Origin of the sequence: Streptomyces sp. KLMMK, assembly GCF_036961605.1 — a bacterium.
GTDB classification, from domain to species: Bacteria; Actinomycetota; Actinomycetes; order Streptomycetales; family Streptomycetaceae; genus Streptomyces; species Streptomyces telluris.
This window is the reverse complement of the sequence record NZ_JBAMDC010000020.1, coordinates 17308-39947: the sequence shown is the minus strand read 5'-3', so window position 1 is coordinate 39947 and position 22640 is coordinate 17308. Positions and strand designations below refer to the sequence as shown.

General features: G+C 70.6%; 23 protein-coding genes. 14 read left to right on the top strand and 9 right to left on the bottom strand.

Features of this window, described 5'->3' with window-relative positions; translation table 11 throughout:
- Positions 1–247: 247 nt before the first annotated feature.
- The gene (locus V7793_RS06470; RefSeq protein ID WP_335581935.1) at positions 248–1204 is read left to right on the top strand and encodes a GlxA family transcriptional regulator; all 957 of its coding nucleotides are present in this window, start codon (positions 248–250) and stop codon (positions 1202–1204) included.
- Between the two features lie 107 nt (positions 1205–1311).
- Complete coding sequence (gap, locus tag V7793_RS06465; protein WP_335581934.1) at positions 1312–2310, top strand: type I glyceraldehyde-3-phosphate dehydrogenase; 999 nt, start codon at positions 1312–1314, stop codon at positions 2308–2310.
- Between the two features lie 110 nt (positions 2311–2420).
- Here the strand turns inward: gap and V7793_RS06460 are convergent, their stop codons facing one another.
- Positions 2421–3104 carry a hypothetical protein gene (locus V7793_RS06460; RefSeq protein ID WP_335581933.1) on the bottom strand — a complete coding sequence of 228 codons (684 nt, stop codon included), beginning with the start codon at positions 3102–3104 and terminating at the stop codon, positions 2421–2423.
- 160 nt (positions 3105–3264) lie between these two features.
- Between V7793_RS06460 and V7793_RS06455 the strand changes: the two genes are divergently transcribed.
- Positions 3265–3459, top strand: coding sequence for a hypothetical protein (locus V7793_RS06455; RefSeq protein ID WP_335581932.1), 195 nt, complete (start codon positions 3265–3267; stop codon positions 3457–3459).
- Between the two features lie 268 nt (positions 3460–3727).
- Here V7793_RS06455 and V7793_RS06450 read toward each other — a convergent pair whose 3' ends face one another.
- The 6 genes from V7793_RS06450 to V7793_RS06425 form a co-directional block, all read right to left on the bottom strand.
- Positions 3728–4558: a hypothetical protein gene (locus tag V7793_RS06450; protein ID WP_335581931.1), complete on the bottom strand. Its 831-nt coding sequence runs from the start codon at positions 4556–4558 to the stop codon at positions 3728–3730.
- Positions 4559–5219: 661 nt separating this feature from the next.
- A complete protein-coding gene (locus tag V7793_RS06445; RefSeq protein WP_335581930.1) occupies positions 5220–6200 on the bottom strand; it encodes a helix-turn-helix transcriptional regulator in 981 nt (326 codons plus the stop codon).
- A 369-nt stretch (positions 6201–6569) separates the two neighbouring features.
- Positions 6570–7511: a VOC family protein gene (locus V7793_RS06440; protein WP_335581929.1), complete on the bottom strand. Its 942-nt coding sequence runs from the start codon at positions 7509–7511 to the stop codon at positions 6570–6572.
- Positions 7512–7619: 108 nt separating this feature from the next.
- A complete protein-coding gene (locus V7793_RS06435) occupies positions 7620–8021 on the bottom strand; it encodes a hypothetical protein (protein ID WP_335581928.1) in 402 nt (133 codons plus the stop codon).
- Positions 8022–8441: 420 nt separating this feature from the next.
- Positions 8442–9569, bottom strand: a complete 1128-nt coding sequence (locus V7793_RS06430; protein ID WP_335581927.1) for an FAD-dependent monooxygenase — start codon at positions 9567–9569, stop codon at positions 8442–8444.
- A gap of 458 nt (positions 9570–10027) precedes the next feature.
- Entirely contained in the window at positions 10028–10627 is a 600-nt protein-coding gene (locus tag V7793_RS06425) for a short chain dehydrogenase (RefSeq protein WP_335581926.1), read from the bottom strand.
- Between the two features lie 170 nt (positions 10628–10797).
- Here V7793_RS06425 and V7793_RS06420 point away from each other — a divergent pair, with 170 nt between their 5' ends.
- Positions 10798–11667: a LysR family transcriptional regulator gene (locus V7793_RS06420; protein ID WP_335581925.1), complete on the top strand. Its 870-nt coding sequence runs from the start codon at positions 10798–10800 to the stop codon at positions 11665–11667.
- A gap of 1394 nt (positions 11668–13061) precedes the next feature.
- On the opposite strand, the gene V7793_RS06415 is transcribed toward V7793_RS06420, so the two are convergent.
- Positions 13062–13427 (bottom strand): hypothetical protein, encoded by a 366-nt coding sequence (locus tag V7793_RS06415; protein ID WP_335581924.1) that lies wholly within the window; start codon positions 13425–13427, stop codon positions 13062–13064.
- Between the two features lie 333 nt (positions 13428–13760).
- Between V7793_RS06415 and V7793_RS06410 the strand changes: the two genes are divergently transcribed.
- Both V7793_RS06410 and V7793_RS06405 read left to right on the top strand, forming a co-directional pair.
- Positions 13761–14354 (top strand): hypothetical protein, encoded by a 594-nt coding sequence (locus tag V7793_RS06410; RefSeq protein ID WP_335581923.1) that lies wholly within the window; start codon positions 13761–13763, stop codon positions 14352–14354.
- 161 nt (positions 14355–14515) lie between these two features.
- Positions 14516–14656 carry a hypothetical protein gene (locus tag V7793_RS06405; protein ID WP_335581922.1) on the top strand — a complete coding sequence of 47 codons (141 nt, stop codon included), beginning with the start codon at positions 14516–14518 and terminating at the stop codon, positions 14654–14656.
- Positions 14657–15155: 499 nt separating this feature from the next.
- Here V7793_RS06405 and V7793_RS06395 read toward each other — a convergent pair whose 3' ends face one another.
- Positions 15156–16175 (bottom strand): DUF7638 domain-containing protein, encoded by a 1020-nt coding sequence (locus V7793_RS06395; RefSeq protein ID WP_335581921.1) that lies wholly within the window; start codon positions 16173–16175, stop codon positions 15156–15158.
- A 342-nt stretch (positions 16176–16517) separates the two neighbouring features.
- On the opposite strand from V7793_RS06395, the gene V7793_RS38150 reads away from it, so the two are divergent.
- The 8 genes from V7793_RS38150 to V7793_RS06355 all read left to right on the top strand — a co-directional run bounded on the left by V7793_RS38150 (position 16518) and on the right by V7793_RS06355 (position 22533).
- Positions 16518–16748 (top strand): hypothetical protein, encoded by a 231-nt coding sequence (locus tag V7793_RS38150; protein WP_443057853.1) that lies wholly within the window; start codon positions 16518–16520, stop codon positions 16746–16748.
- A gap of 784 nt (positions 16749–17532) precedes the next feature.
- A complete protein-coding gene (locus V7793_RS06385) occupies positions 17533–17919 on the top strand; it encodes a VOC family protein (protein ID WP_335581920.1) in 387 nt (128 codons plus the stop codon).
- Between the two features lie 43 nt (positions 17920–17962).
- The gene (locus V7793_RS06380; protein ID WP_443057852.1) at positions 17963–18130 is read left to right on the top strand and encodes a VOC family protein; all 168 of its coding nucleotides are present in this window, start codon (positions 17963–17965) and stop codon (positions 18128–18130) included.
- Positions 18131–18295: 165 nt separating this feature from the next.
- On the top strand, positions 18296–19189 hold the full coding sequence (locus tag V7793_RS06375) for an SDR family oxidoreductase (RefSeq protein WP_335581919.1): 894 nt from the start codon (positions 18296–18298) through the stop codon (positions 19187–19189).
- A 45-nt stretch (positions 19190–19234) separates the two neighbouring features.
- Complete coding sequence (locus V7793_RS06370; protein ID WP_335581918.1) at positions 19235–19621, top strand: MmcQ/YjbR family DNA-binding protein; 387 nt, start codon at positions 19235–19237, stop codon at positions 19619–19621.
- Between the two features lie 381 nt (positions 19622–20002).
- Entirely contained in the window at positions 20003–20251 is a 249-nt protein-coding gene (locus V7793_RS06365) for a hypothetical protein (RefSeq protein WP_335581917.1), read from the top strand.
- Positions 20252–20319: 68 nt separating this feature from the next.
- On the top strand, positions 20320–21408 hold the full coding sequence (locus V7793_RS06360; RefSeq protein ID WP_335581916.1) for a TIGR04222 domain-containing membrane protein: 1089 nt from the start codon (positions 20320–20322) through the stop codon (positions 21406–21408).
- Between the two features lie 153 nt (positions 21409–21561).
- Entirely contained in the window at positions 21562–22533 is a 972-nt protein-coding gene (locus V7793_RS06355) for a hypothetical protein (protein WP_335581915.1), read from the top strand.
- The last annotated feature ends 107 nt before the right edge of the window (positions 22534–22640 follow it).

Genomic DNA, 22640 nt, shown 5'->3' with positions numbered 1-22640 from the left:
CGTCACAACAGAGGACTTGGCGAATGGCGCCGGCAGCGTCATGTCCAGCAACGTGCCGCCCGTCCGCGGTTGCTGCCGCTTGGCCGGCGGTAGACCGCCGATTGTTGCTGCGCCCCCTCCATCGCTGCCCGGGCCGGGTCGATGCCGGCTGTACCGGGCGTGGTTGGGGGCGCCGACCGTCAGCGGCAGGGCCGCAGCCCGCGGCAGCGGGAGTCCGACCAGCGTCCAACGCACGTAATCTCTTCCCGTGTCTGCACCCCGCCTGCATCGTGTCGCCGTCCTTGTACTCGAGGGTGCGAAGCCGCTCGATGTCGGAATTCCTGCGCAGGTTTTCCCGACCCGCGCGAGCATGCCGTACGAAGTGCGGGTGTGCGGGGCGACACCCGGTCCCGTGGCCGGCGGCGACGGCCTCGCGTACTACGTCGCCCACGGCCTCGACGCACTTGCGTGGGCCGACATCGTCTTCGTCCCCGGCTACCGGTTCCCGGACCGCGACGACCCGCCGCAGGCTGTCGTCGAAGCGCTGATCGCCGCTCACGACCGGGGCGCGCGGCTCGCCGCCATCTCGACGGGCGCCTTCGCGCTCGCCGCCACGGGTCTGCTCGACGGCAGGCGCGCCACGACGCACTGGCACTACACGCGGGCACTCGTGGCCAGGCATCCGCTCGTCCAGGTCGACGAGAACGTGCTGTTCGTCGACGAGGGCAGCGTGCTCACCTCGGCCGGCGCCGCCTCCGGCATCGACTTGTGCCTGCACATCCTGCGCGGCGACATGGGAGTGGCCGCGTCCAACCATGCGGCCCGGCGTCTGGTTGCGGCGCCCTATCGCAGCGGCGGCCAGGCCCAGTACGTGCCGCGCAGCGTCCCCGAACCGCTCGGCGAGCGGTTCGCCGCCACCCGCGAGTGGGCGCTGCACCGGCTCGGCGAGCCCCTCACCCTCGACACACTGGCGCGGCAGGCGGGAGTCTCGCCGCGCACGTTCTCCCGGCGCTTCGTCGAGGAGACCGGCTACACGCCGATGCAGTGGGTGATGCGCGCCCGCATCGACCTGGCCCGCGAACTGCTCGAGCGTTCGCAGCGCGGCGTCGAACAGATCGCCGCCGACATCGGGCTCGGCACCGGCGCGAACCTGCGCCTGCACTTCCAGCGCATCCTCGGCACCACACCGAGCGAGTACCGGCGCACCTTCACCCGGGGCGAATAACACGCCCGGCACCGCGTGGCGAGATCCTTTTGAACCGTGGCGATACCGCCACTGTCAGCGGCGCCGGCCGCGGACGAGCATGGTGGCGAAGGGAAGGGACATCACTCATGACTCGCATCGCCATCAACGGATTCGGCCGCATCGGACGCAATGTGCTGCGCGCACTGCTGGAGCGCGACAGCGCCCTCGAGGTCGTCGCCGTCAACGACCTGACGGAGCCCGCCACTCTCGCCCGGCTGCTCGCCTACGACAGCACGGCCGGCCGGCTGGGGCGCCCGGTGACCGTCGACGGGGACGCTCTCGTCGTCGACGGCCGCCGGATCAGGGTGCTGGCCGAGCGCGAACCGGCTCAGCTGCCGTGGGCCGAACTCGGTATCGACGTCGTCCTGGAAGCCACCGGCCGCTTCACCTCGGCCAAGGCCGCCCGGGCCCACCTCGACGCGGGCGCGAAGAAGGTACTCGTCAGCGCGCCGTCGGACGGCGCCGACGTCACGCTCGCGTTCGGGGTCAACACCGACGCCTACGACCCGGCCGTGCACACGATCGTCTCGAACGCCTCCTGCACCACCAACGCGCTCGCGCCGCTGGCCGCGGTCCTCGACGAACTCGCCGGTATCGAGCACGGGTTCATGACGACGGTGCACGCCTACACGCAGGAGCAGAACCTGCAGGACGGTCCGCACCGCGACGCCCGTCGCGCCCGGGCCGCCGGCGTCAACATCGTGCCGACCACGACCGGCGCCGCCAAGGCGATCGGCCTGGTGCTGCCGAACCTCGACGGCAAGCTGTCGGGCGACTCGATCCGTGTGCCGGTGCCGGTGGGCTCGATCGTCGAACTCAACACGACCGTCGCCCGCGACGTGACGCGCGACGACGTGCTGGCGGCGTACCGCGCCGCAGCGGAGGGGCCGCTCGCCGGCGTCCTCGAGTACTCGGACGACCCGCTCGTGTCGTCCGACATCACGGGCAATCCCGCCTCGTCGATCTTCGACTCGGCCCTCACCCGCGTCGAAGGCCGCCATGTCAAGGTGGTCGCGTGGTACGACAACGAGTGGGGCTTCTCGAACCGCGTGATCGACACGCTCGAACTCCTCGCCACCCGCTGACCGGACGCCGGGGGTGATGTCCCGCCTCCGGCGACCGCACCGGCCAGCACTACCTTTGAAATTTAATGAAATGGATCAGCTGGGAAGCCGCGGGTAGGCTGAAATGCTTTTCAGGGGTTCGTAACCCAGGATTTGACTGCAAAAACCTGGAAGTCTCCCTCGAGGCTGTTGGCGACCAATTCGGTCATCTTGAGCAGGGTATGGAAGTATCTGCACGCCTCGGGAAAGTTCGACGGGTAGCTCAGCTGGGACAGATGCCGGCGCAGTTGAGGCACCCCCTCGGTGACAACGCGTCGACGGTGAGCGTCGAGGCTCCCGTCGTTTGAGAGGTACGTCGAGATGCACCCGGCCAGCCACGTGTCCAGCTCGGCCAGGACGCTCTTGTCCTCGCGCGGCATGTCGGGAAACGGTGCCCGGGCGAATTCGGTCCACAGCCGCCCGACCTCTCCGAGCATCACGGCCCTGCCCTGGGGGCCGGGCCACCGGGGCCCGTACACGTAACGCACCTGCGCCCGTGGCGGGGTGCGCCGGTGCCGGGCCTTCTCCCCGCGTCGGTGCTCAGCGAACGCCTCGGTCTCCCGAATCCATACTGCCCGGCTGGCCTCCAGTATCTCCAGAGCGCGCAGCAGCGCCCCTTCGTCGTTGCGCAGGTCCCCCGCCGTGCCGAGGTGGGCCCAGGTGCCGTGGAAGCCGAGCGGGCAGTAGAGCCCCACAACGTCCCGCAGGGCACGGTGGCGGCGGACGAGAGGGAGACTGCGGTCACGGACGCGCTTGGCATGTACGGAGAAGCTCACACGCTGATCATCCCCCAGGTCCTGGGCATAGCTTTACCCGGGAGTATCCGGAAGGCGGCATTCGTCTGATCCTGTGCTCCGGTGTGCGTCGGCGCCGGCGCGATATCGACGTCAGCCTCGCCTGCCGCGCCTCCACTGACCCAGCGAAAGGAACTGCCCGATGAAGGTCCTCGGTTTCCACGAAGAGACCTGGCCGGCAACCCCTGGCTCCGTGGGCAGCACCACGTATCACCTTGCTCTGCCGGACGAGTTCGTAGGCCGGGCCCGTGCAGCGGGCTTCCAGGTGCCCGCAGTCGGGCAGGAGCGCCTCGTGGAGCTTACGGACGAGGTGCAGGCACTCCGGTCGACGACGTAGGCGCGGTAGATGCGATGCGGCGCCCCTAATGCGTCCTACCGTGGGAGGCTGAGGAGTGCGTCGGCAGTCACCACACCACGCGCATCGAGTGAGGCACGTCGCCGTCGGTGGTGGATCCGTCGGGAGCGGCGCCCAGTGAACCGGTCGTTCATCCGAGAGTAACGGCCCGGCGGGCTGGTTGATTTCCGGGCAGAAGGCAGCGTTGAAGAGGCGACCGACCCCGTACGCCCGCCCGCCCGGCCGAGTCGTTGTGGCGGCGACCGGGTGTTCAGTGGCCCAGCGCGGCGCGCAGGGTGATCCCGTGGCGGATGCGCAGGCGGCGCACCTCCCAGACCGAGAGCGCGGTCACGGACAGGGGGCCGCCGAGCATGAACGTGTAGAGCACTTCCGGTGGCGCGGCGACGTCGGGACCGTTGAACATCTGGAATGCGAAGAGCGACCAGACCAGCAGCGGTGAGATGAGCGCCGGGAGCAGTTGGTGCACGTCCCTGGCCAGGAAGCATGTGAAGACGCAGAGGTAGGTGGCCAGGAGTGTGTAGACGCTCGAGCCGAGGAGTACGGCGAGGGCCGCGAGCCAGCCGATGGCCAGGGTCAGGAAGGCCAGCACGGTGCAGATGATTCCGGGGCCGGTGACAGTGGAGAAGATGTCCTTCAGGTCCTCCCCGTCGATGAGGTCACCCTTGAGGGTCTCGACGGACAGCCAGATGCAGAGGGGGCCCGCGGCCAGCAGGAGGGCGGCCGAGATCGGCCCGCGCAGGCGCCCGGCGAAGTCACGCCGCCTGTCAGGGGTGCTCGCGACGAGGAAGGCGGTGATGCCGATGATGCTTCCCACCGCCAGGATGCCGCAGGAGAAGGCCAGTTCGAGGAGCTTGCCGAGGACGAATTTCTGCCCGCCACCGCTCAGCGGATAGGCCGCGACCAGCCAGACGGCGGCGGCCAGGCCGAGTATCGTACGCGCGAGCTGCATCCCGACGATGAGCTTGTCCTCTACGCGATCGGCCGTGGGGGTATGCGCGCGACCTGCCCAGGAGCGGAAGAACACCTTCAGCGCACCGCTGGGGGCCGCACCGTTGCCGTATGTCGTTCTGGACCCGCTCACTTACTCTCTCCCCGTGACGCGTGCGTTCCCTGCGTTCCGTGGGTCACGCGCATGCCGCCACGAACGTCGAACACTTTATCGGGTCGCGTCAGGGGCTCTGCGCTGCAAGGCTCCCGAGGTTCTGCCTCGCCGACGTCTTCGACTCCGTCCCCGGCTACCGTCGGACCGCTCCCGAACGACCCGTAGGCTCCTGCGTAGTGGCGGTATGAGGGCGCCACGGGGTGGGCGGCTGGGCCGGGGCGTCACTCGAATCCGTGGCCGACCGTCCTTGGGGGAGCTGAGCTCAGGGCAGGCTGGCAGGAGGGGAGGGGGCGTGACCGGCCAGGAACTGTCGACGCAGTTGTGCAGAACCCACTCACTCCGCTCCGCGGCAGCGGCTCAGCCCGGCTGCCCGGGACGCTGCCGAGGGCGGCGGAGGCGGGGATTGGCAGCCGCCGACAATCACCGAGCTCTCTGTGGAGGGATTTCGCCCCCGGCCGGAGCTTGGGAGCGGGCGAGTGTCCCGCTCGTCGGTGGGCCGGAGTGGGGATCGGCCTCGCCGACGGGTCGTCCTGCCCGCCGCGCTCGGCCTCGGCTGTTGGCTCCGGGGTCATGCGGTGACGGGCAGGCAGACAGGCAGGCAGACGGACAGGCCGGCAGACTGGGGAGGAAGGACGCTGGGTTATCTGCGGGTTGCGGTGTCGGAGGGCAGTTCGGCGAAGCGGTCGCGGTAGTCGCCGGCGAAGCGGCCGAGGTGGGAGATGCCCCACCGGTAGGCGATCGTGCCGATGGGGTCGCTGGAGGCGAGGATGTCTTCCCGGATCCGGTCGAGTCGCAGGTTGCGGACGTACGACATGGGCGGGAGGCCGAGCCGGTCGCGGAATACGGAGGTGAGGGTCCGCGGGCTGCAGCCTGCGGCACCGGCGATGCCGTCGAGGGTGATGTGCTCGGCGAGGTTCGCTTCGACGAACGCGAGGGCTGCCCGTAAGTGGGGCGGGTAACCGGGTTGCGGATTGTCGTGGAGCTCGCTGGTGTGTGAGTGCGGCTGGGCCAGGAGCAGGGCAGTGACGAGGCAACGCAGCTGGCTGCGCTGCAACTCCGCGTGCTGGAACAGGGGGTCCGGTGAGTCCAGCTGTTCGAGGAGGGAACGGATCAGCAGCTGCACCGTCCGGCCCTTGGGGTCGGCCAGGTCGAGGGCGAAATCGAAGCGCACGGTGGACACCGGCGGATGTCCGGTCAGCGTGGCGAATTCCTGGTCGACCAGGGCGGCGTCGATCCGCAGGCCCAGGAACCGTGTCCTGCGGCCGGGCAGGGGCCGCAGTTCCTGGGTGTCTCCGGGGTTGGCGACTCCGGCCGTCGCTTCGTCGAGGGTTGCCTGCAGGTCGCCGCGCGATGCCGTGATGGCTCCGGAGAGGCCGACGTTGATGAAGTAGGAGCCGCGGTTGCGGCCCTGGGCCGAGGTGACGCTTACATCGAGTGGTGAGGCGAAGTAGCCCACCGCGAAGTCGCGTGCGGCGATGCCGCGCAGTTCGTGGTCGCCACCGCGCAGTTCGTCCAGGGGCGATGTGGCGATGGAGCCGCCGAACAGGCGGGTGGTGGCGTTGAGCAGGTCGGCGGGGTTCTGGGACCTGGTGATGAGGTGGTTGCGCAGCGGTGTCGGCACGATGGTGGGGTCACCTCCTCAGGGGCCCATTGTCAGCCAGGGCGGGTCTCGGCGGGTTGCGTCGCGGGCGTACACATCAGGCTGTACGCCGTGGCGCCGCGGATTTCTCCTACGGACTGCCGCCGCCGGGCGAGGCGTCGGTGAAGCGCGCTTGGCCCGTCAGCGTCAGGCGGGTGCTCATCACCCCTGCTGGGGTGTAGGTGAGCGGGCCGGTGCAGAGCGCAGGCCGCGGTGAAGGCCTGTCCATCGGGCCGGCGGGCCTTGCCCAGGCGGCCGCAGCTGGCAGCCGGCGCCTGGGGGGGCCTTGCCCCCAGTCGGCCCCCGGCTGATGACAAGCCGGGTGCGCAGAGGCTCCACGCGGTCTTCCGCTCACATCGGCGGGGCCGTGAACAGCCCCGGGTCGACGTCGTTGTGTGACTCGGCGGCGATGAACTCGTCCATCTCCTCGGCCGTGCCCCACTGGTCCGCGTTCGCGGGATCGCGCAGGTCGTAGAGGTGAGGGCGCCAGGTGTCCTCGTCCAGGATTTCCAGCTCGGTGGTGTACTCGACGGTGTTACCGGCCTGGTCGAGAAAGTAGCTGAAGGAGTTGTCACCGGCCCGGTGCCGCCCCGGCCCCCACAGCCGCTCGACGCCCAGGCGCCGCATCCGGCCCGTGCCGCGCATGAACTCATCGATTCCGCGCATCTCGAAGGAGGCGTGGTGGAAGGCCGCGTGCGGCCCGCGCACGATCCCGAAGCTGTGGTGAAAGGTGTTGCACCGCAGAAACCACATGATCTCGCCGCGGTCGCCCAGGCACATCGTGTCCGAGAGACGGAACCCCAGGTGCCTGATGTACCAGGCGACCGTGGCCTCGGGGGTGGGAGAGTTCACCAGCACGTGGGAGAGGCGTACGGGGATCGGCTCGCGGGCCTCGATCTTGCGGTGCCGGCGGGCGGAGACGTTGGCGGAGACCTCGACCACGCGGCCCTCGTTGTCGAAGAAGCGGACCGCGTAGCCGCCCCCTGGGGTGTCCAGCATTGTCGGCTCGTGGACCAGCCGCACGCCCTGAGTGATCAGCTGTGCCGCCAGGGTGTCGACGTCGTCAGCGCCGGCGGCGCCGAAGGCGATGAGGTCGGTGCGCTTGTGGGCGTCCTCGCGCAACCGCACCACGTACTGCTCCGGGGAGCCTTCGGCCGCCAGGAACGAGACACCGGTGTCGCCGGCGGCCTCTGTCAGCCCCCACAGCTCGGTGTAGAACCGGCGCTGCTCGGCGAAGTTGGGCATGGCGATATCGATGTGCCGCAGGTGGGTGATCAGACTGCTGTTGCTCATGGTGCACTCCCTTAAGCAGCGCAGCTGCGCAGCTGCTCTGCTGCACGGCTGCGTTGGCCAGCTCAGTCGTTCGGCCAGCCCAGTCGTTCGGTCGGCTCAGTCGTTCTGTCAGCCAGTCGAGGACGGTGGGCAGTACGGGTCCCTCGCCCATGTGGCCGCCGGGGAACATCCGGGCCGTCTTGGGGTCCCGTGGTCAAGGGCCAGGCAGAGGCCGGCCGAGGCGTTCTGCTGGTCGTCCTTGCCGTTGACCAGCAGCAGCGGGCAGCACGGCGTGTCCAGGATGCCCTGGTCGAGCAGGGACAGCTCAGGGCAGCGCTCGACGTAGTCCTCGAAGGTGCTGCCGCCGAAGATGCGGGCCCTGGCCGGCATCAGGTCCGTCAGGTAGGACGGCGGGCGCACCGCTCCCGCGGGCGGGCGTGCCACGAAGAACCGCAGCACTTTCCCCTCTACCGCACGCCCGAAGAAGGGCACCGCCACGTGCTGGATGGGCACGCGCTCCAGCGCGGACACTCGCCGAAGTACTCCACAGCCGGTCATACGCGCGGACCTTTGCCGGCTGCATTGGGGAGGGGTAACGGCCCAGGAACGCGAACTGGTACGCCTGCCACCAGTTCTCCAGGGCTTCCTCGCGGTCGCCGCTCTCCTCGGCCCGGCGCGCCCGGGTCGCGAAGTCTTCCGCCCCCGCCAGCCAGTGCCCGGCCCAGGACCGGGGATCGGTGCCCGGAAGCGTTTCGATGTGCCGCGCGGCGGCGTCGTGACCGATGGCGTTGAAAGGGTTCTTACGCTGCTCCAGGTGCTCGCGCAGCGCAGCCACGGCTGCGCCTCAGGAAGAGTTCGTGTCCGGGAACTTGCAGCGGGCATCTGTCTCTCCTCGTCCTCTCCTCGTCCGTTGCGCGATCGGCAGGCCGGACCGCCCTTCGCACCGGGTGGTTACGCGGGCCCGGCCATGAGCCAGTGGCAGGAATCGACCAGCGCATACGCCTCGTGGTGGCGCTGCGCCTGCTCCAGGCCGGCGATCACCATCGAGGTCTCCACGAGCGTCCGGCACCGCTGCGCGCGCCGGCTGACGAACGCCTGGAGCCCCGCGCCGACAGACTCGTGCCGCCCGATTTCCTGGGCCAGTACGAGCCCGTCCTCGATGGCCAGGGCGGCGCCACTGGCCATCTGCGGTGCGGGGGCATGCGCGGCGTCACCGATGACCACGCCGCTGCCCCGCCTCCAGGCGCCCTCCAGAAGCGCCGTCAGCACCGGGCGGCGCACGACCGATTCCGACTCGGCTACCAGGGGGCGGATCTCCGCCACCCGCCCCGGGAAGGCCTCCAGGAGTTGCTGCAGACGCGGGGCGAGTTCGGCATCGGGCAGGACACTCTGCTCCACGCCGTTCTCCGTCAGGAACACGTACGCCTGCCTGCCCGAGAGGGGCACGAGGCCGGCCGTGCCGGTCTTCCCTGCGAACTGATGGATCCCGGTGGCCCACGACGGGCGGGGCACCAGAGCCCGCCAGACCATCTGCCCGTGAAAGCCGAGCGAGGCCTCAAGCCTCAGCAGCCCCCGCACCGACGAACGGATCCCGTCCGCGCCCACCAGCAGCGCGACCCTTCGGACCGCCCCGTCCGACATCCGGACGCGGACCAGCTCCCCCTCCTGGTCCACCGCGGCAACGGTCACTTGGTGGCGTACCGCTACGCCGCACCGCTCGGCTTCCGCATAGAGGATGCGGTGCAGTACAGGACGCGCGATACCGACCACCGCCGGCCGCCGCGTACCGATCAGGCGCGGCAAGCGGACCTCCTCCGCGGGCACGCCGTTCACGTCCACGTGCGTGATCGTGCTCATGCCGTAACCCTCGGCTAGACATGCGGCCGCAAGCCCGAGCTCGTCCAGCGCGCGCAGCGAAGGGCCGGTCAGGCACAACCCCCATCCGGAAGGCGCCTCCGCCGGGCCGGCCTCGGCGATCTCAACCTGCCATCCGCCGCGCGCCAGGGCAGTGGCCGCTGTCAGACCCGCCACGCCTGCACCCACGATCACGGCCGTCCGCGCACCGCGATAGCTTCCCATGTACGCCTCCAGAGCGCCGATTTCTCCGAAACCGTAGGACGCGCCGGCGCTCCGCCCTATCCGGATCCGGCGACGGCTATCCGCTGTCGGCAAGCGGTCATCCGAGAAGACTCCGAGGGGAACTCCGAGAAGAACTCCGAGAAGAACACCGGAGCCGAACCTGCACCACCTCGTCACCGGGCAGTCCCGCCCGTGCCTGCTCCGGGAGCGCCGCGCGCACTGGTTCCCGCACTGACCTCGACCTGCCCGGATTGCCCGTATGGAATTCGTGCAGTGCGTATACCTGCGCGTGGCTGCCCGGTTGCGGCGTGGCCACTACTGGTCGAACGTGGCTGTACCGTTGCGCCCAGAGCGGCTTGCCATCACGCGCCGACCGACGCCCCGCGGTCACTCATCACAGCCTGACCAGCGACGAAACATGGTCAGCCATGCGTCACGGCTGACCATGCACGAGTCCGTTAGTGCACCCGGTACACCTGCCCCGTCTGTGCCCCCTCGATCGAGCGGACGTACGCCGTCGCGATGCGTGCCGCCGGGACGGGCTCCATGCCTGCGAAGAACGGACCGTAGGCGGGCAGGGATTCCTCTGCCACCGTCGGGCTGACGGCGTTGATCCGCTGCGGCGGGAGCTCGATCGCGGCAGCGCGCACGAACGCCTCGACCGCGCCGTTGGCGGCGGACGCGGCGGCCCCGGCCACGATCGGCTCCTGCGTGAGGATCCCGCTGACCAGCGTGAACGAGCCGGTCGCGGTCACGTGCCGGGCGCCCTGGCGGACGAGCTCCAACTGGCCGAGGGCCTTGCCGCGGAACGTCGCCGCGAAGTCGTCCGCGGCCAGTTCGGCCAGCGGCTTGAACACGGCGTCGCCCGCCGCGACGGCCACCGCGTCCAGCGGACCGGCCTGCGCGTACATCCGGGCGACGGCCTGCGGATCGGTGACGTCGCAGAGCAGGTCGCCGCCCGTGCGGCCCACGCCGATCACCTCGTGGCCGCGCTCCGCGAGCGTCTTGTGTACCGCGGAGCCCAGCGTGCCGCCCGCGCCGACCATAAGAATCCTCACAGCTCACCATCCAATGCCTGAAATAACCGATGCCCCGGGAAATACCGGGCGATCCCTGGGAGTGATTGCCCCAGGGAAGGAAGCCGGGCGAATCACCCGGCGCATCCGACGCTACGGATCGCGCTCCGCACCCGGAAATGCCATCTGGGCAGCGACTATGCTTCCCATGCATGGATGTGGAGCTGCGTCATCTCAAGGCCCTGGCCGCCATCGCCGAGGCGGGTACTGTCACCGCTGCGGCCGCTCTGCTGCACATGACGCAGCCCGCCCTCTCCCGCACGCTCGCCCAGCTGGAGGCCCGCGTGGGGGTAAGGCTGGTCGACCGCTCCTCCCGGCATCTGCACCTCACCCCGGCCGGGACCACCCTCCTCGGGCACGGGCGCGCCATCCTCGCCCACCTCGACGCGGCACTCGCCGACACCCGGGCCGTCGACCGGCCGCTGCGGCTCGGCTACACGTGCGCGGTCCTCGGGCAGCAGACCGTCCCCCTGCTGCGCTCATGGCGGCGGGCGCACCCGCACGCGCCGCTCGAAGTGGTCCGGCAGGACAACAGCACCGCGGGGCTGGCCACCGGCGACACCGACGTGGCGGTGCTCCGCACTGTCCCCGCCGACCCGCGCATCCGCACCGAGGCCCTCTACACCGAGGACCGCGTCGCCGCCCTGCCCGACGACCACCCGCTCGCGGCCCGCGACCGGGTGCGCCTGGCGGAGCTCACCGCCGGCCCGGGCCCGGCCCTCCCACTGGCCCTGTGGCCGGGCACCGGCACCGCCTCGGTCGGCCTGTGGCCCCCGGCACAGCGCCCGGACCGCACGGTCGAGGTGCGCAACGTCGACGAGTGGCTGAACCTCATCGCCACGGGCGGCGCGTTCGGCGTCGGCGCCGCGGGCACGGCGGAGAGCCACGGTCACCCGGGGGTGCGCTTCGTCCCGGTCGCCGACGCGCCCGCCGCCACGGTCTACCTCGCCCGCCCGGCCCACCCCACGCACCCGCGCACGCAAGAGTTCCTCGCAGCAGTGCGGGAGGTGGTCAGCGCCTGAGGACCATCCGGCGGGCGACGAACGGAGCGGCCCGCTACAGCATGAACGCCGGGCGCATGCTCGCCCCCGAGACCCACCCGCGCCGAAGCCCACCCATCACACCGGCCACGCCCATCTCGCCATCGGCGGCACGGCATGGGAGACACAGATCCTGTTCCTTTCCCCGACGCCGAAGTCCGCAAGCGGGGCCACCACCGGCCCGACCACCACCGCGAAACACCACGCCGCCGCTCTGCCGGTCCCGGGCCCGGTACAGCTGCAGGGGCCGGCCGACCACCTCAGCAGACCTTCCCGCCCACGCCCGCCACCGAGCCGGCACCGGCCGACGACACCGGCGGCTTCCTCACCGGCACCTGGGACACCACACCCGCACCGTCGGCTCCACCCACCGAATCAGCCGGCACCACCACAGCGGAGACCTCGCCGACACACTCCACCCCCGGTCGGCGACGACCAGACGACCAGACGACGACCAGACGATGGGGCCTGCGCGAAGCCCACGAACGAACACGACCTGCCGGACGTCACCCCCACCGCCCTGCGCTACGCCCGCGCCAACGACCGCCTTTTTCCCGGCCTGGGCCGGCAAACGCGGCGCGCCGGGCTCTCTACCGGGACGGCGACCTCAAGCCATGAGCCCGCAGTCGGCCCCGCACCGCCGTCGGCACCACGGACGTGAGCTGATCATCGATTGACGCCGACGTCAGTCTGCTGGGCAGCGTATGGCTAACGGGCCTGGAAAGAGGACGCCCCGGAGGTCCGGGGCGATGCGGTCCGCGTGCTTCTGGTCTGCCCCGCCGGCACTTCCCGGCTGCCTGGCCCGGTTACGTTTGCGTGGTGTGCATGTCCGGGGGGAGTGCGATCACGCGGAACTGGCCGTGGGCAGCGAGGTTCGCTTCCACCGGTGCCGTGCCCCTTCGATGAGCCCCGCCTGGACGGCGCACAGCTCGAAGCCTTGTGGAAGGCGATGCATGACCGGCATGAACGGTGTAACCGGCATGCCCGCTGGCCGGCGGAGGGACGGGCAGTGTCGGGCCGAGGGAGACCCGAGGCGAGGCTTCCCCGGCCCGACGCCATGGGAAGTGCACTGCTCTTGAGGGGGCACTTCGCCTCGCCAGGGCCGTGGCGATCAGCCTTCCGAAGGCGGAGCAACTCGGGCGTTCCCAAGTTGACGGGCGACGGCCGGTCCCCACCTCGGAGGTCCGGCCGTCGTCGTTCGTGGGTGAGGCACGGACCGGTGAAGGTGTCGTGCTCGCCGATGCGTCGTCAGACGATGTGCTGCGTGCCCCGTATCCGCTCCGTCCCGTGCGACCAGGTCGCACGCCTGCCCCCGGGCCGGGTGAGCTCGTCGGTGACGGCCGCTCGGCTGAGTGCCACCCCTCGCTGCCCTCCGGTCAGGAGGTCTTCTGCAGCAGCCAGGCGTTCGGTGTGAAGGAGGAGTTGACGAAGACCACGCAGCCGCCGCTGTAGTAGGTCTGGACCTTGGTCCAGCCGCTCGGCGGTTGCGCGGAGGCGCAGGCGTTGACCTTGGTGCCGACGGGAAGGCCGTCCAGCTGCTTGATCATCTTGATGTTCGAGCCGCTCATCGCGCGGCACGAGGCGCTGGTGCCCCAGTTCACGTCGACCCAGCCGTCCGGGGTCATCGAGTCGGCGCACACCGTGCGGGTCTCGCCCGGCGACGCCTGGGCCGGGCTCGCCGTGACGGCGGCGACGAGCGTCGCGCCGAGAAGTGCCAGACCCGCGGTGCGGAGTCGTCTCATAGGGTGTCTCCCAAACGTGAAGAGTGCACTGATGCGCTGATGAGGGATCAGCGTTGGCCATGGGCATTCAATGGCCTGTGTGAAGGGCTTGTGGAGAGCGTTTTCGGCCATGGAAGGTCGCGAAGGGCCTTCTCGAGGTTTTCTCAAGGCTTTCTCGAGGCTTCGAGGAAGCCGCGGAAGAAGCCGTTGTGCCGCATGGGTGCGGGCCCGTGCGGCACAGCCGTGGGCGGGGCCTCGTACGTGGAGACAGCGAACTCCTCAGGTGCATCATTCTTGTCACCTTGAGATCGTTTGTGGTCTTGACCTCGACACAGACAGCCCCGAGGAGACGAGTTGATCACGGAGTACCAGCAGAAGCTGCGCGAGCGCTACATCGCCGCCACCGTCATGCCGGCCCCGGCGCCGTGGCAGCCGGTGCTGGACCACAGGACCCCCATCGGAGGCCTGCTCGGCATTGGCTTCGCCGTCCATCCCGAAAGCGGGCACGACCTCGTCATGGCCGTGTCCGGCGACGGCCATGGACTCTTCGACGCGGTCACCGGCGAAAAGGTCGCCCGCGACCGGGACCCAGACCCCGACACCAGCACTCCGGACGCGTCGCCGGAGCTGACCTGCCCCGGGCTCGGCCCGATCGAGGGCGTGCCGGTGCGTATCGCAGGGCTCTTCGGCGGAGGCCTGCACAGCACCACACCGGACGGCTGGACCCTGGACGTCGTCAGCCCCGAGTGGCCCCACGACCGCGTCATCCTCTCCGCCGACGGCGGGTCCCACAAAGGCCCGGCGGGAGGCACGTGGTGGCACATCTTCCACTCCGAGTACTCAGAACTCCGCGCAGCCGGTTTCTCCCCCTCCGGCCTGACCCTGGCGGTCGCGACCAGCAGCGACCTCACCCTCTGGACCCGACCTGACCTCCACTTTGACGACTGAGCGGACAGAGAGACAGCGGGCCAGCGGGCCAGCGGGGCAGCGGGGCATCAAACGAAAGGCGGCAGACGGACCGGGCGGAACTCGCCGGGATGCCGGGATCCCAGGCCAGAGCCTGTGAACCCGCCGGAGCGGCGGTTCTCGGACGGAGGCGAGTTCGTCATATGGGACGACAGCGTTCCCAGCCAGCAGCCTGCCGACGCCGCGCCCCCTTCGCCCAGTTCCCGGCGCCGCCCGACGACGTCAAGGAAGTCGACGTCCAGCTGCCGACCATGACATCCGTCCGCATCAAGATCTCGAGGTGAGGCCCGATGCGTCGACGATCCTCCACGGCGCGGCGCGGCGCGGCACGGTCACGGCCCTGGCCACGTTCCTCCTGGCCACCACGGCCGCTCACGCGGGCGGCGTTCCCCGACACCCCGCGAACAACACCCCCCTGGTGAAGATCGACGCCAGCGCGCCCGGCCTCAAAGGCGTGATGCTCGCGCCCGGCCGCGTCCTCGACATCAAGTCCCTCGTCGAAACGGACGGCGGCGAGTACCACGGCGTGGCCCTCTCCAAGGAGAGCGCCAACGCGGTGCAGAGGCAGCTCGCAAAGGACCTGGCTCGTCGGCGATCCGCTACGAGATCCGCGGATACGGCGAGCAGTACCCGATCTCCGACGGCCGGTCCAACGGGACGGAGGAGGGGCGCAGGAAGAACCGCCGGGTGGAGGTCAGTTTTTTCCCCCGGAGGTAGGAGGCCTTGGGGCCGGGCCGGATGTTCTGCCTCCGCCCATGAGCCCCCGGCCGCCCCGGGCAGTGGTCAGTGCGGCAGGCCCAGGCGGCGGGCGTGGAGTTCGGCCCGGGTCGCTTCCAGGAGGCGGCCCATCCAGTTGCGGCCGGCGCCCTCGTGGCCCCAGAAGGCGATCTCGGAGAGGGTGAAGGAGTTCGCCCGGTAGAGGATGCGGGCCGATCCGGTGGCGGTCAGGATGTCGGCGAGTTCGGGGTGCCGGTCGTACTTGGCCCGCAGGAGCGCGGCCATCACCGCGGTCCGCGCCTCCGGGGCCGGATCGACGGCCAGCCACGCCTCGTGAACGTGCCGATAGGCGACGCCGCCGATGCGGATCGGGGCCGGATACTCGTTGCGGAGCGCTGCCGACGGGCTCGCGTCCTCGGGCCAGTCTTCCGGCGCGTGCCACTCGTGGAGCAGGACGGTCCCGTCCGCCGACCCCGGCTCCGGTTCCTGGTCCCGCCGGGCGAGCCACTCCAGCGGATCGCCCCACTCCTCGTCGAAGTAGTCCAGCGACTCCTGGTACTCCTCCGCCGTCACGTCCCCGCCCGGGCCCATGGCCAGGTCGTACAGCGGGCCGTCCCCCACGGAGTGGTCCGCAAGCGCCGCGTGCCGCTCGTGCTCGGGGATCTCCTCGTACGCGGCGCGCAGGACTGTCCGCCGCTCCTGCGTCGGGTCCGCGCGGAACTCCTGCAGGGCGCGCCAGGCCCGGGCGGTGGAGTCGGGCCGGCCGTTCAGGTCATCGATGTCGTCGCGGATCTCTGCGTACAGCGACTCCGGCGTGAGACGGCCGTTGACCTTGCTGAACTCCCACTCGACCGTCTCGTGGACCGCTGCCCGTGCCCCCTCCTCGAACGTGGTCACGATCCTGCCCCGGCGCAGGTCGGCGGCGAAGTCCTCAAGTGTGAGCAGCCCCCAGCAGTCGATCAGTCCGTCGGCGTAGATCCCGAGCTGTACGAGGTAATGGTGGTCGCCGTTGCGCACGAACGCGGGCCGGGAGAGCCCCGGTATCCGCTCGCCGTCGACGATTCGGAAGGTCGGCTGTTTGCTCACGCGGGGAGTCTAGGCCGGGATGGTGTTTCGGCTGCCAGCGACGGCGCAGATCGCGTGGGTGCTGCCGGCGGCTGATCGGCTGGCAGTCCACCCGCCGTCAGCAGGTCGCGGACGCGCTGCCCGTCCTCGTAGCCGACTAGGAAGAGAGGCAGGGGCGGCACCCGCCGGGGGAGCGGGCCGCCTACGCGCTTGACCGGCAGGCCGCCTACCGGACGCGCCCGCCGAAGTCCAAGGCGGTGCGTTCGCTGTCCGAGCTGCGCGAGCGATGGAGAGCCTCAGCGGTCCGGGCGTTCGGCGCCTGCACCGTCTACCGTCTACCGTCTCGCGGATCGGGCGCGTGCTGTGGCCGCGGCGGTGTGGGCCCGGGTGCGGCCGGCCGTCGGCATAGCGCTGACCGCCGTCGACACTGTCGCCGTGGTGTACGTGATGCGCGGCGCGTTCAAGCGCCGGCACCTGCTCGCCGAAGCCCGCCGCCACCTCGCCTACGCCCTGCGCGGCCACCTTCACCAGCCCGGCCTGGACGAACAGATCGTGCAGACCGTCGTCGACGGCTACACCCGGCCGGCCGGCTGACAAATGATGACCGCCGACCTGCGCGCCCTGTATCCCCGCGACCCCGGGCGCCGAAGAGCGACCGGGAGAAGAAGCGGGAGCTGCGCAAGCAGCACTGGCGGTTCCAGGACGCGGGACGTCGCCGCTTCGCCGCCGGGCAGTCCCGCCGGCCCCAGCCCTGGTCCCGGCCCCGGCCCCGGCAGAACCGCATCGGCGCAACGCAGCCGCGAGCCGCGATGCGCGCGCCCTGTTCCGTGCGGCGGCACTCCACCGCCTGGCTGTGGTGAGATGCCGGGCCGTCGTCCACCGAGTGGATCCCACGAAGTTCCGCATCCAGTGCACGATGCCCGGCATCGGGTGCTGTGCATCGAGTGAGCCCCCGCCAACTTGAAGCCGCTGGTCAAAGGGCTGGTGTGCCGGGTTGCCCGGGCCGCTCATGCTGGTCATGGGCGGTAGTCTGCGGAGAAGATCGTCTGGCGGACCGGTCCGTTCGCCGGTTTCCGCTCGGTTTGATTCCTTCGCGCGGCCTTCCTGGATCCTGCACACGCTGGGTCCCGAGCTGCTGGTACGCGAGCGCACCTCGGCCGCGCCGACGCCCGGACCGTTGGGCGGACGCTGGTGATTCCTCCGCCCGCGACAGGATTCACCCCTCACCCGTATGAAATCTCTGCAGGTCACCCCATATAGGACGTGCTCTGCCCTATATGGAGGGCATGCTTCCGCTAGGGCTTCTCGCGGCGGGCTGTGTGCCCCTGAGGAGCTCCGGCCCTTCTGCTCACATCCCCTCTTCGAGGAGTGATCCCTGATGAAACCCCCTGCCATCTCTCCGTGCCTGGGAGTCTCCGAAACCCAGGCGACTGTCGACTTCTACGAGAAGCTCGGCTTCACCGCCCTGCCTGCCGGCAACGACCCGGACGACGACCTCCGCATCCTGCTCTTCGACGGCGAGTTCGCGCTGATGGTCTACCGGGACGAGCACCTGCGCGGCTGGCTGCCCGTTCTCAAGGACACCCCGGTCGGCGCGTTCGGCATGTTCTATCTGGCCGTCGACGACTTCGACACTTACGTCGAGCGCATCCGCCCCCTGGTCACCGTCCAGAAGGACGTCATGGAGCACCAGGGCCAGAAGCTCTTCTACTTCACCGACCCCGACGGCTACGTCATCGCCGTCACCCAGAAGCAGACCTGGTGACCGCCATGACCGGGAACGACGCAGCCGCTACCGGCGCGGTGAAGTGCGCGGCCTCGACCTGACCTTCGCCGACGTGGAGGCCGCTGAGCGGTGTCTGGTCGGCCTCGGCGCCGCCAAGCCTGCCCACCAGCCCGGCGGCAACCACTGGACGGTGCTGCTCGACCCCTCCGGCCAGCCCTTCTGCATCAGCGCCGCCGGCAAGAGCGGGTGAAACGTCCATCCGGTCCGCTACCTGATCCGCGCAGTCCGCAGTGACAGCGGATCCGGACGGGGATCGACGCATCGGGGTACGGACCGTGCTCCGGACATCATCTTTGAGCGACAGAGGAATGACCCACATGAACCACGACGAAGGTAAGGCGCTGGGGGGGGGAAGGTGGCGCTGGTCACCGGAGCGAGCCGCGGCGGGGCCCGGGCGATCGCCGTCGAGCTGGGCCGGGCCGGGGCTACGGTCTACGTGACCGGCCGCAGCACCCGCCGCAAGGCGGGGGAGTCGGGCCGCCCGGCCGGGACCGTCGAGGAGACCGCCGAGCTGGTCACCGCCGCCGGCGGCGAGGGCATCCCCGCCGTGGTCGATCACCTCCAGGCGGAGCAGGTGCAGGCACTGGCCGAGCGCATCGACGGCGAACAGGGCCGGCTGGACATCCTCGTCAACGCCATCTGGGGCGCGGAGCATCTCGTCGAGCGCGGCAAGAAGATGTGGGACTGCGATCTGGACAACGGCCGACGCATGCTGCAGCTCGGCATCGAGACCTACTACGTCACCGGCCACTACCTCCTGCCCCTGCTGATCCGCCGCCCCGGCGGACTGGTGGTGGAGCTCACCGACGGCACCGAGGAGTTCAACCGCGCCCACTACCGTGCCCCGTTCGCCTTCGACCTCGCCAAGTTCGCCCCCTTCCGGATGACATGGGCACTGGCCGAGGAGATCAAGGAGTACGGCTGTACGGCGCTGGGCCTGGCTCCGGGCTGGATGCGCACCGAGGCGATGCTCGACGCGTTCCGCATCACCGAGGAGAACTGGCGCGACGGCTGCAAGGTGGACCCCACGTTCGCCATCTCCGAGTCCCCGCTCTTCACCGCCCGGGCCGTCACCGCGCTCGCCACCGACCCGGACATCGCCCGCTTCACCGGCAGCTCCCTGTCCGTCGGCACCCTGGCCAAGGAGTACGGCTTCACCGACGCCGACGGATCGGCCCCCGACTCCGTCCGCTACTTCCAGGAGTACATGAGTACCGGACAGGCACCCAACCCCGACGACTACCGCTGACCGCACCCCCTGGGAACCCGGCCGGACGAAGGACATCACATCACCATGACTCCCGAGGACGTGACGGAGCTCGCCCTGGCGTTGCCGGAGGTGACGGAGGAGGAGCCGTACGGTCCCAACAGGCCCGTCTACAAGGTCGGCGGCAGCATCTTCGCCATGCTCGCGGCGGCCACCAGAACCCACCCCGACCAGGTCACCGTCAAGTGTGAACCCCAGCTCGCCCTGCACCTGTGCGAGCAGCACACGGCGGTACGCCCGTGGTACCAGGGCCGCCGGTGGCACTGGCTCACCGTGCACCTGGACGACGACACGATGCCTGACGAAGACCTCACCGACATGCTCCACCACGCCTGGGACTGCGTCGTGGCCGGCCTGCCCGCCGCCACCCGCGAACGGCTGCGCACCCTTCGCCACGAACAGCGAGGGCCTTGAGGTCCTCGCTGTGAAGATCCATCCCATCAGTGACTGCTGTGTGCCGTCAGGGCCCGGACAAGGCGTGTCAGCGGTTGACTTCGAGGTTCATCAGTACGAGCAGGGCGCGCAGGAGGTGGGGTGGGTGGCGCGGGCGGGGTCGGTGCGGAGTTTGCTGAGGGCCCGCCAGTTCTTGAGGAGGGCGAAGCCATGTTCGTTCGGCGCGCGTCCGACGGCGAGGATGCAGCTGGCGGTCCTCTGAGCATGGGGTGAGCTTGTGGGTGCGGCCGGCGGTGAAGCCGGTGACGATCACGGGGTCGCGCACGTCGTTGTCCAGACCGCGGAATCCAAGGCCCGCCGGCGCCCGAGGCCGGCGGCGCGCAGGTGGGCCAGGATGTGGTCGTGGCGGGCAGCGATAACGTCGTGGGTGCGACCGGGCCGGGCAGCGGATACAGACCTCGCCCGGCTCCGTGGCCGCAGTGTCCGCCCGTACAGGCCCTGGACGACCGCGCGCGGTCGAGGGCGACGTCTGCCTTCTTCATCGTCCGGCGTACCGAGCCGCTGTCGCGCGCCCTGGACCGGCTGCAGGCCGAGGAGAGGGCGGGGTTCCTGGCGGGGCTCACCGCCTGGGGCCGCGAGGTGCAGAGGTAGGCTCCGTCGCCGCGGGACGCCGCGGGCGGAACGCGTTCCGCTCCTCACCACAGGAAGACGAAGCCACCATGCCCTTCGGGTACTTCATCCTCATACCCGGCTACGCCGTCACCGTGCTGAGCGCGGCGTACGGCTTGCTGATGCAGGCCCGCCCCCGCCGGGCCCGGCCCGCGCCCGCCCCCGCCCGGGGGCTCCCGCCCGTGACCACCGAGACTTGGTGGGGAGGACAGCCCGCGGCCGGTGGCGCTCCGCGTGACGTGCTCGAGATCGCCTGGCTCCAGGGAGGCGCCGCGCGGACCGCCGACACCGCGCTGCTCACCATGCAGCAGGACGGGCTGCTGCACATCGACCAGCAGGGGCACCTTTCCCTCGCCCCCGGGGCCCGGCCGCGCACCCCCGTCGAGCGGGCGATCACCACTGAGTACGTGGATGCCGGGCGCAGTGGGGCACCGGTGGCCCTGCGCGATCTGCGGAAGCGGCTGATCGGCCATCAGGAGACCGTGGCGATCGGCGCCTCGCTCACCGCGCGCGGACTGGCCTACGCTCCCGAGGACTGCCAACGACTGCGCGCCGGGCACCTCCTGCTGCGCCTGTGCGCCAAGGTGTATCCATGGCTGGCGGCCCTGACGATCGTCATGCTGGTGTTCTCCTTCGACACGACCGGATCCGAAGCCGGGTTTGCCGCCCACGGTCACGGCATGACCGTCGCCATCCTGCTGGTCCTCGCGGGCTTCGCGTGCCGGGCGGTCAGCGACAACGTGCTGCCCGGCCCGGCGCCCGCCACCGCGGCCGGCGAGGCCCTGGTGAAGGACGCCCAGCGCGTCCACAAGGCCCGGCGCCCCCGCTCCCCGTACACGACCGGCGTGACGACGGCGGCGGCTACGGCGGCCGGTGGAGTGGCCTTGGCGCTCGCGCTCGACGGAACCGGCGCCTTGGGCGACGCACCCCTCTGTGACCTGCTCACCCGGTGCGGCGTCGGCTCGGACCCCACGGACTCCACGTCGTGGATGTCCGACGTCATCGGCGCGCTCGACGGCGGCTCGGGATCGGGTGGCGGCTCGGACTCCGGCAGTTCGGACTCGGGCGGCTCCAGCGACTCCGGTGGCAGCAGCGACAGCGGATCGAGTTCCGACAGCAGCAGCGGGGGCGGGTTCTGACGAGACAACGGGCTTCGGTGCCGGGCCGCCCGCAGGCCCGCAGGCCCGCAGGCCCGCGGGCCCGGGGTGCGGGTGCCGGGTGCCGGCCGCTTGGATGTCAGACCCTTCCGGCATGATCGGGGCCTGCCCGGAGTTCCACGAGAGGGGTACGCCTTGCCCGCACCATCCGCCGAGTCCCTGATAGCCGAGGTGCCCGCTTTCGCGGCCCATGCCCGTACGGCGACGCTGCTGAGGCCGTCCGAGGGCTCTCCCGGTGTCCAGGACAGCTCCGTCGGCGGGCCCCTGCTCTGGCCCGAGGACGAGCCGTGGCCCCTGTGCCGGGCGCCGCACGCGGTGCAGGTCCACGAGAAGCTGACGGACGACGAGCGCGAAACCTGGCAGCGGATCGACCAAGCCATGAAGGAGCGGCGGCGCCTGAACCCCGGCCGGGGGTACGAGGTCACCGAAGAGGAGGCCCGGATCCAGCAGCAGATCATGGCAGGCGCCTCGGTGCTCGACATGGTCAGGTGGGAACGCACGCGCTGGGTGGAGGACACCTCGCGCCCGGGCGTGCCGATGGTGCCCGTCCTGCAGTTGTACGCCCGGGACGCCCCCGCAGCAGCCCCCTGGCGGGATGGCGCGGACGTCCTGCAGATGCTGTGGTGCCCGACCGAGCACAGCGACCCGCCGGGCCAGCCGCGCTACTGGGGGCCCATGGTCACCCTGCGGTACCGCTCGTCGTCCCGGGCCGGGGCGTTGCTCGACCCGCCGCGGCCGGACCGGGCCGACGACCGCTACCTGCCCCGGCCCTGCGTCCTCGACCCCGTGGAGGTCACCGACCTGCCCGACCAGGACGAGATCGCCGAAGACCTCCACGCCGAGGGCGACTGCTGGGCGGAGGCCCACGGTGTCGAGTACCACCGCACGCTGGCCTGCCGCCCCGGGTGGAAGGCTGGCGGCTGGCCCAGCTGGCACCTCACCGACCTCATGTCCATCGACTGCTCCTGCGGCGCCCGCATGCAGCTGTTCCTGACCGTGGACAGCAGCCACGACGGCCCGGACGTCAGCGTGGGGCGCCACGGCGAGCTCCGCGTCTTCACCTGCCCGGCGGACCCGGCCCACCCCATCAGGCTGAACATCCAGTAGCCGGCTCCGCTCGGAGCCCGTCCGCGGCCACCTGCCCGTCGAGCACGAGGATCCGTCCCCGGCCGTCCCGAGGAACACCCCCGCCCGTGACGGGGAAGGAGAAGTGG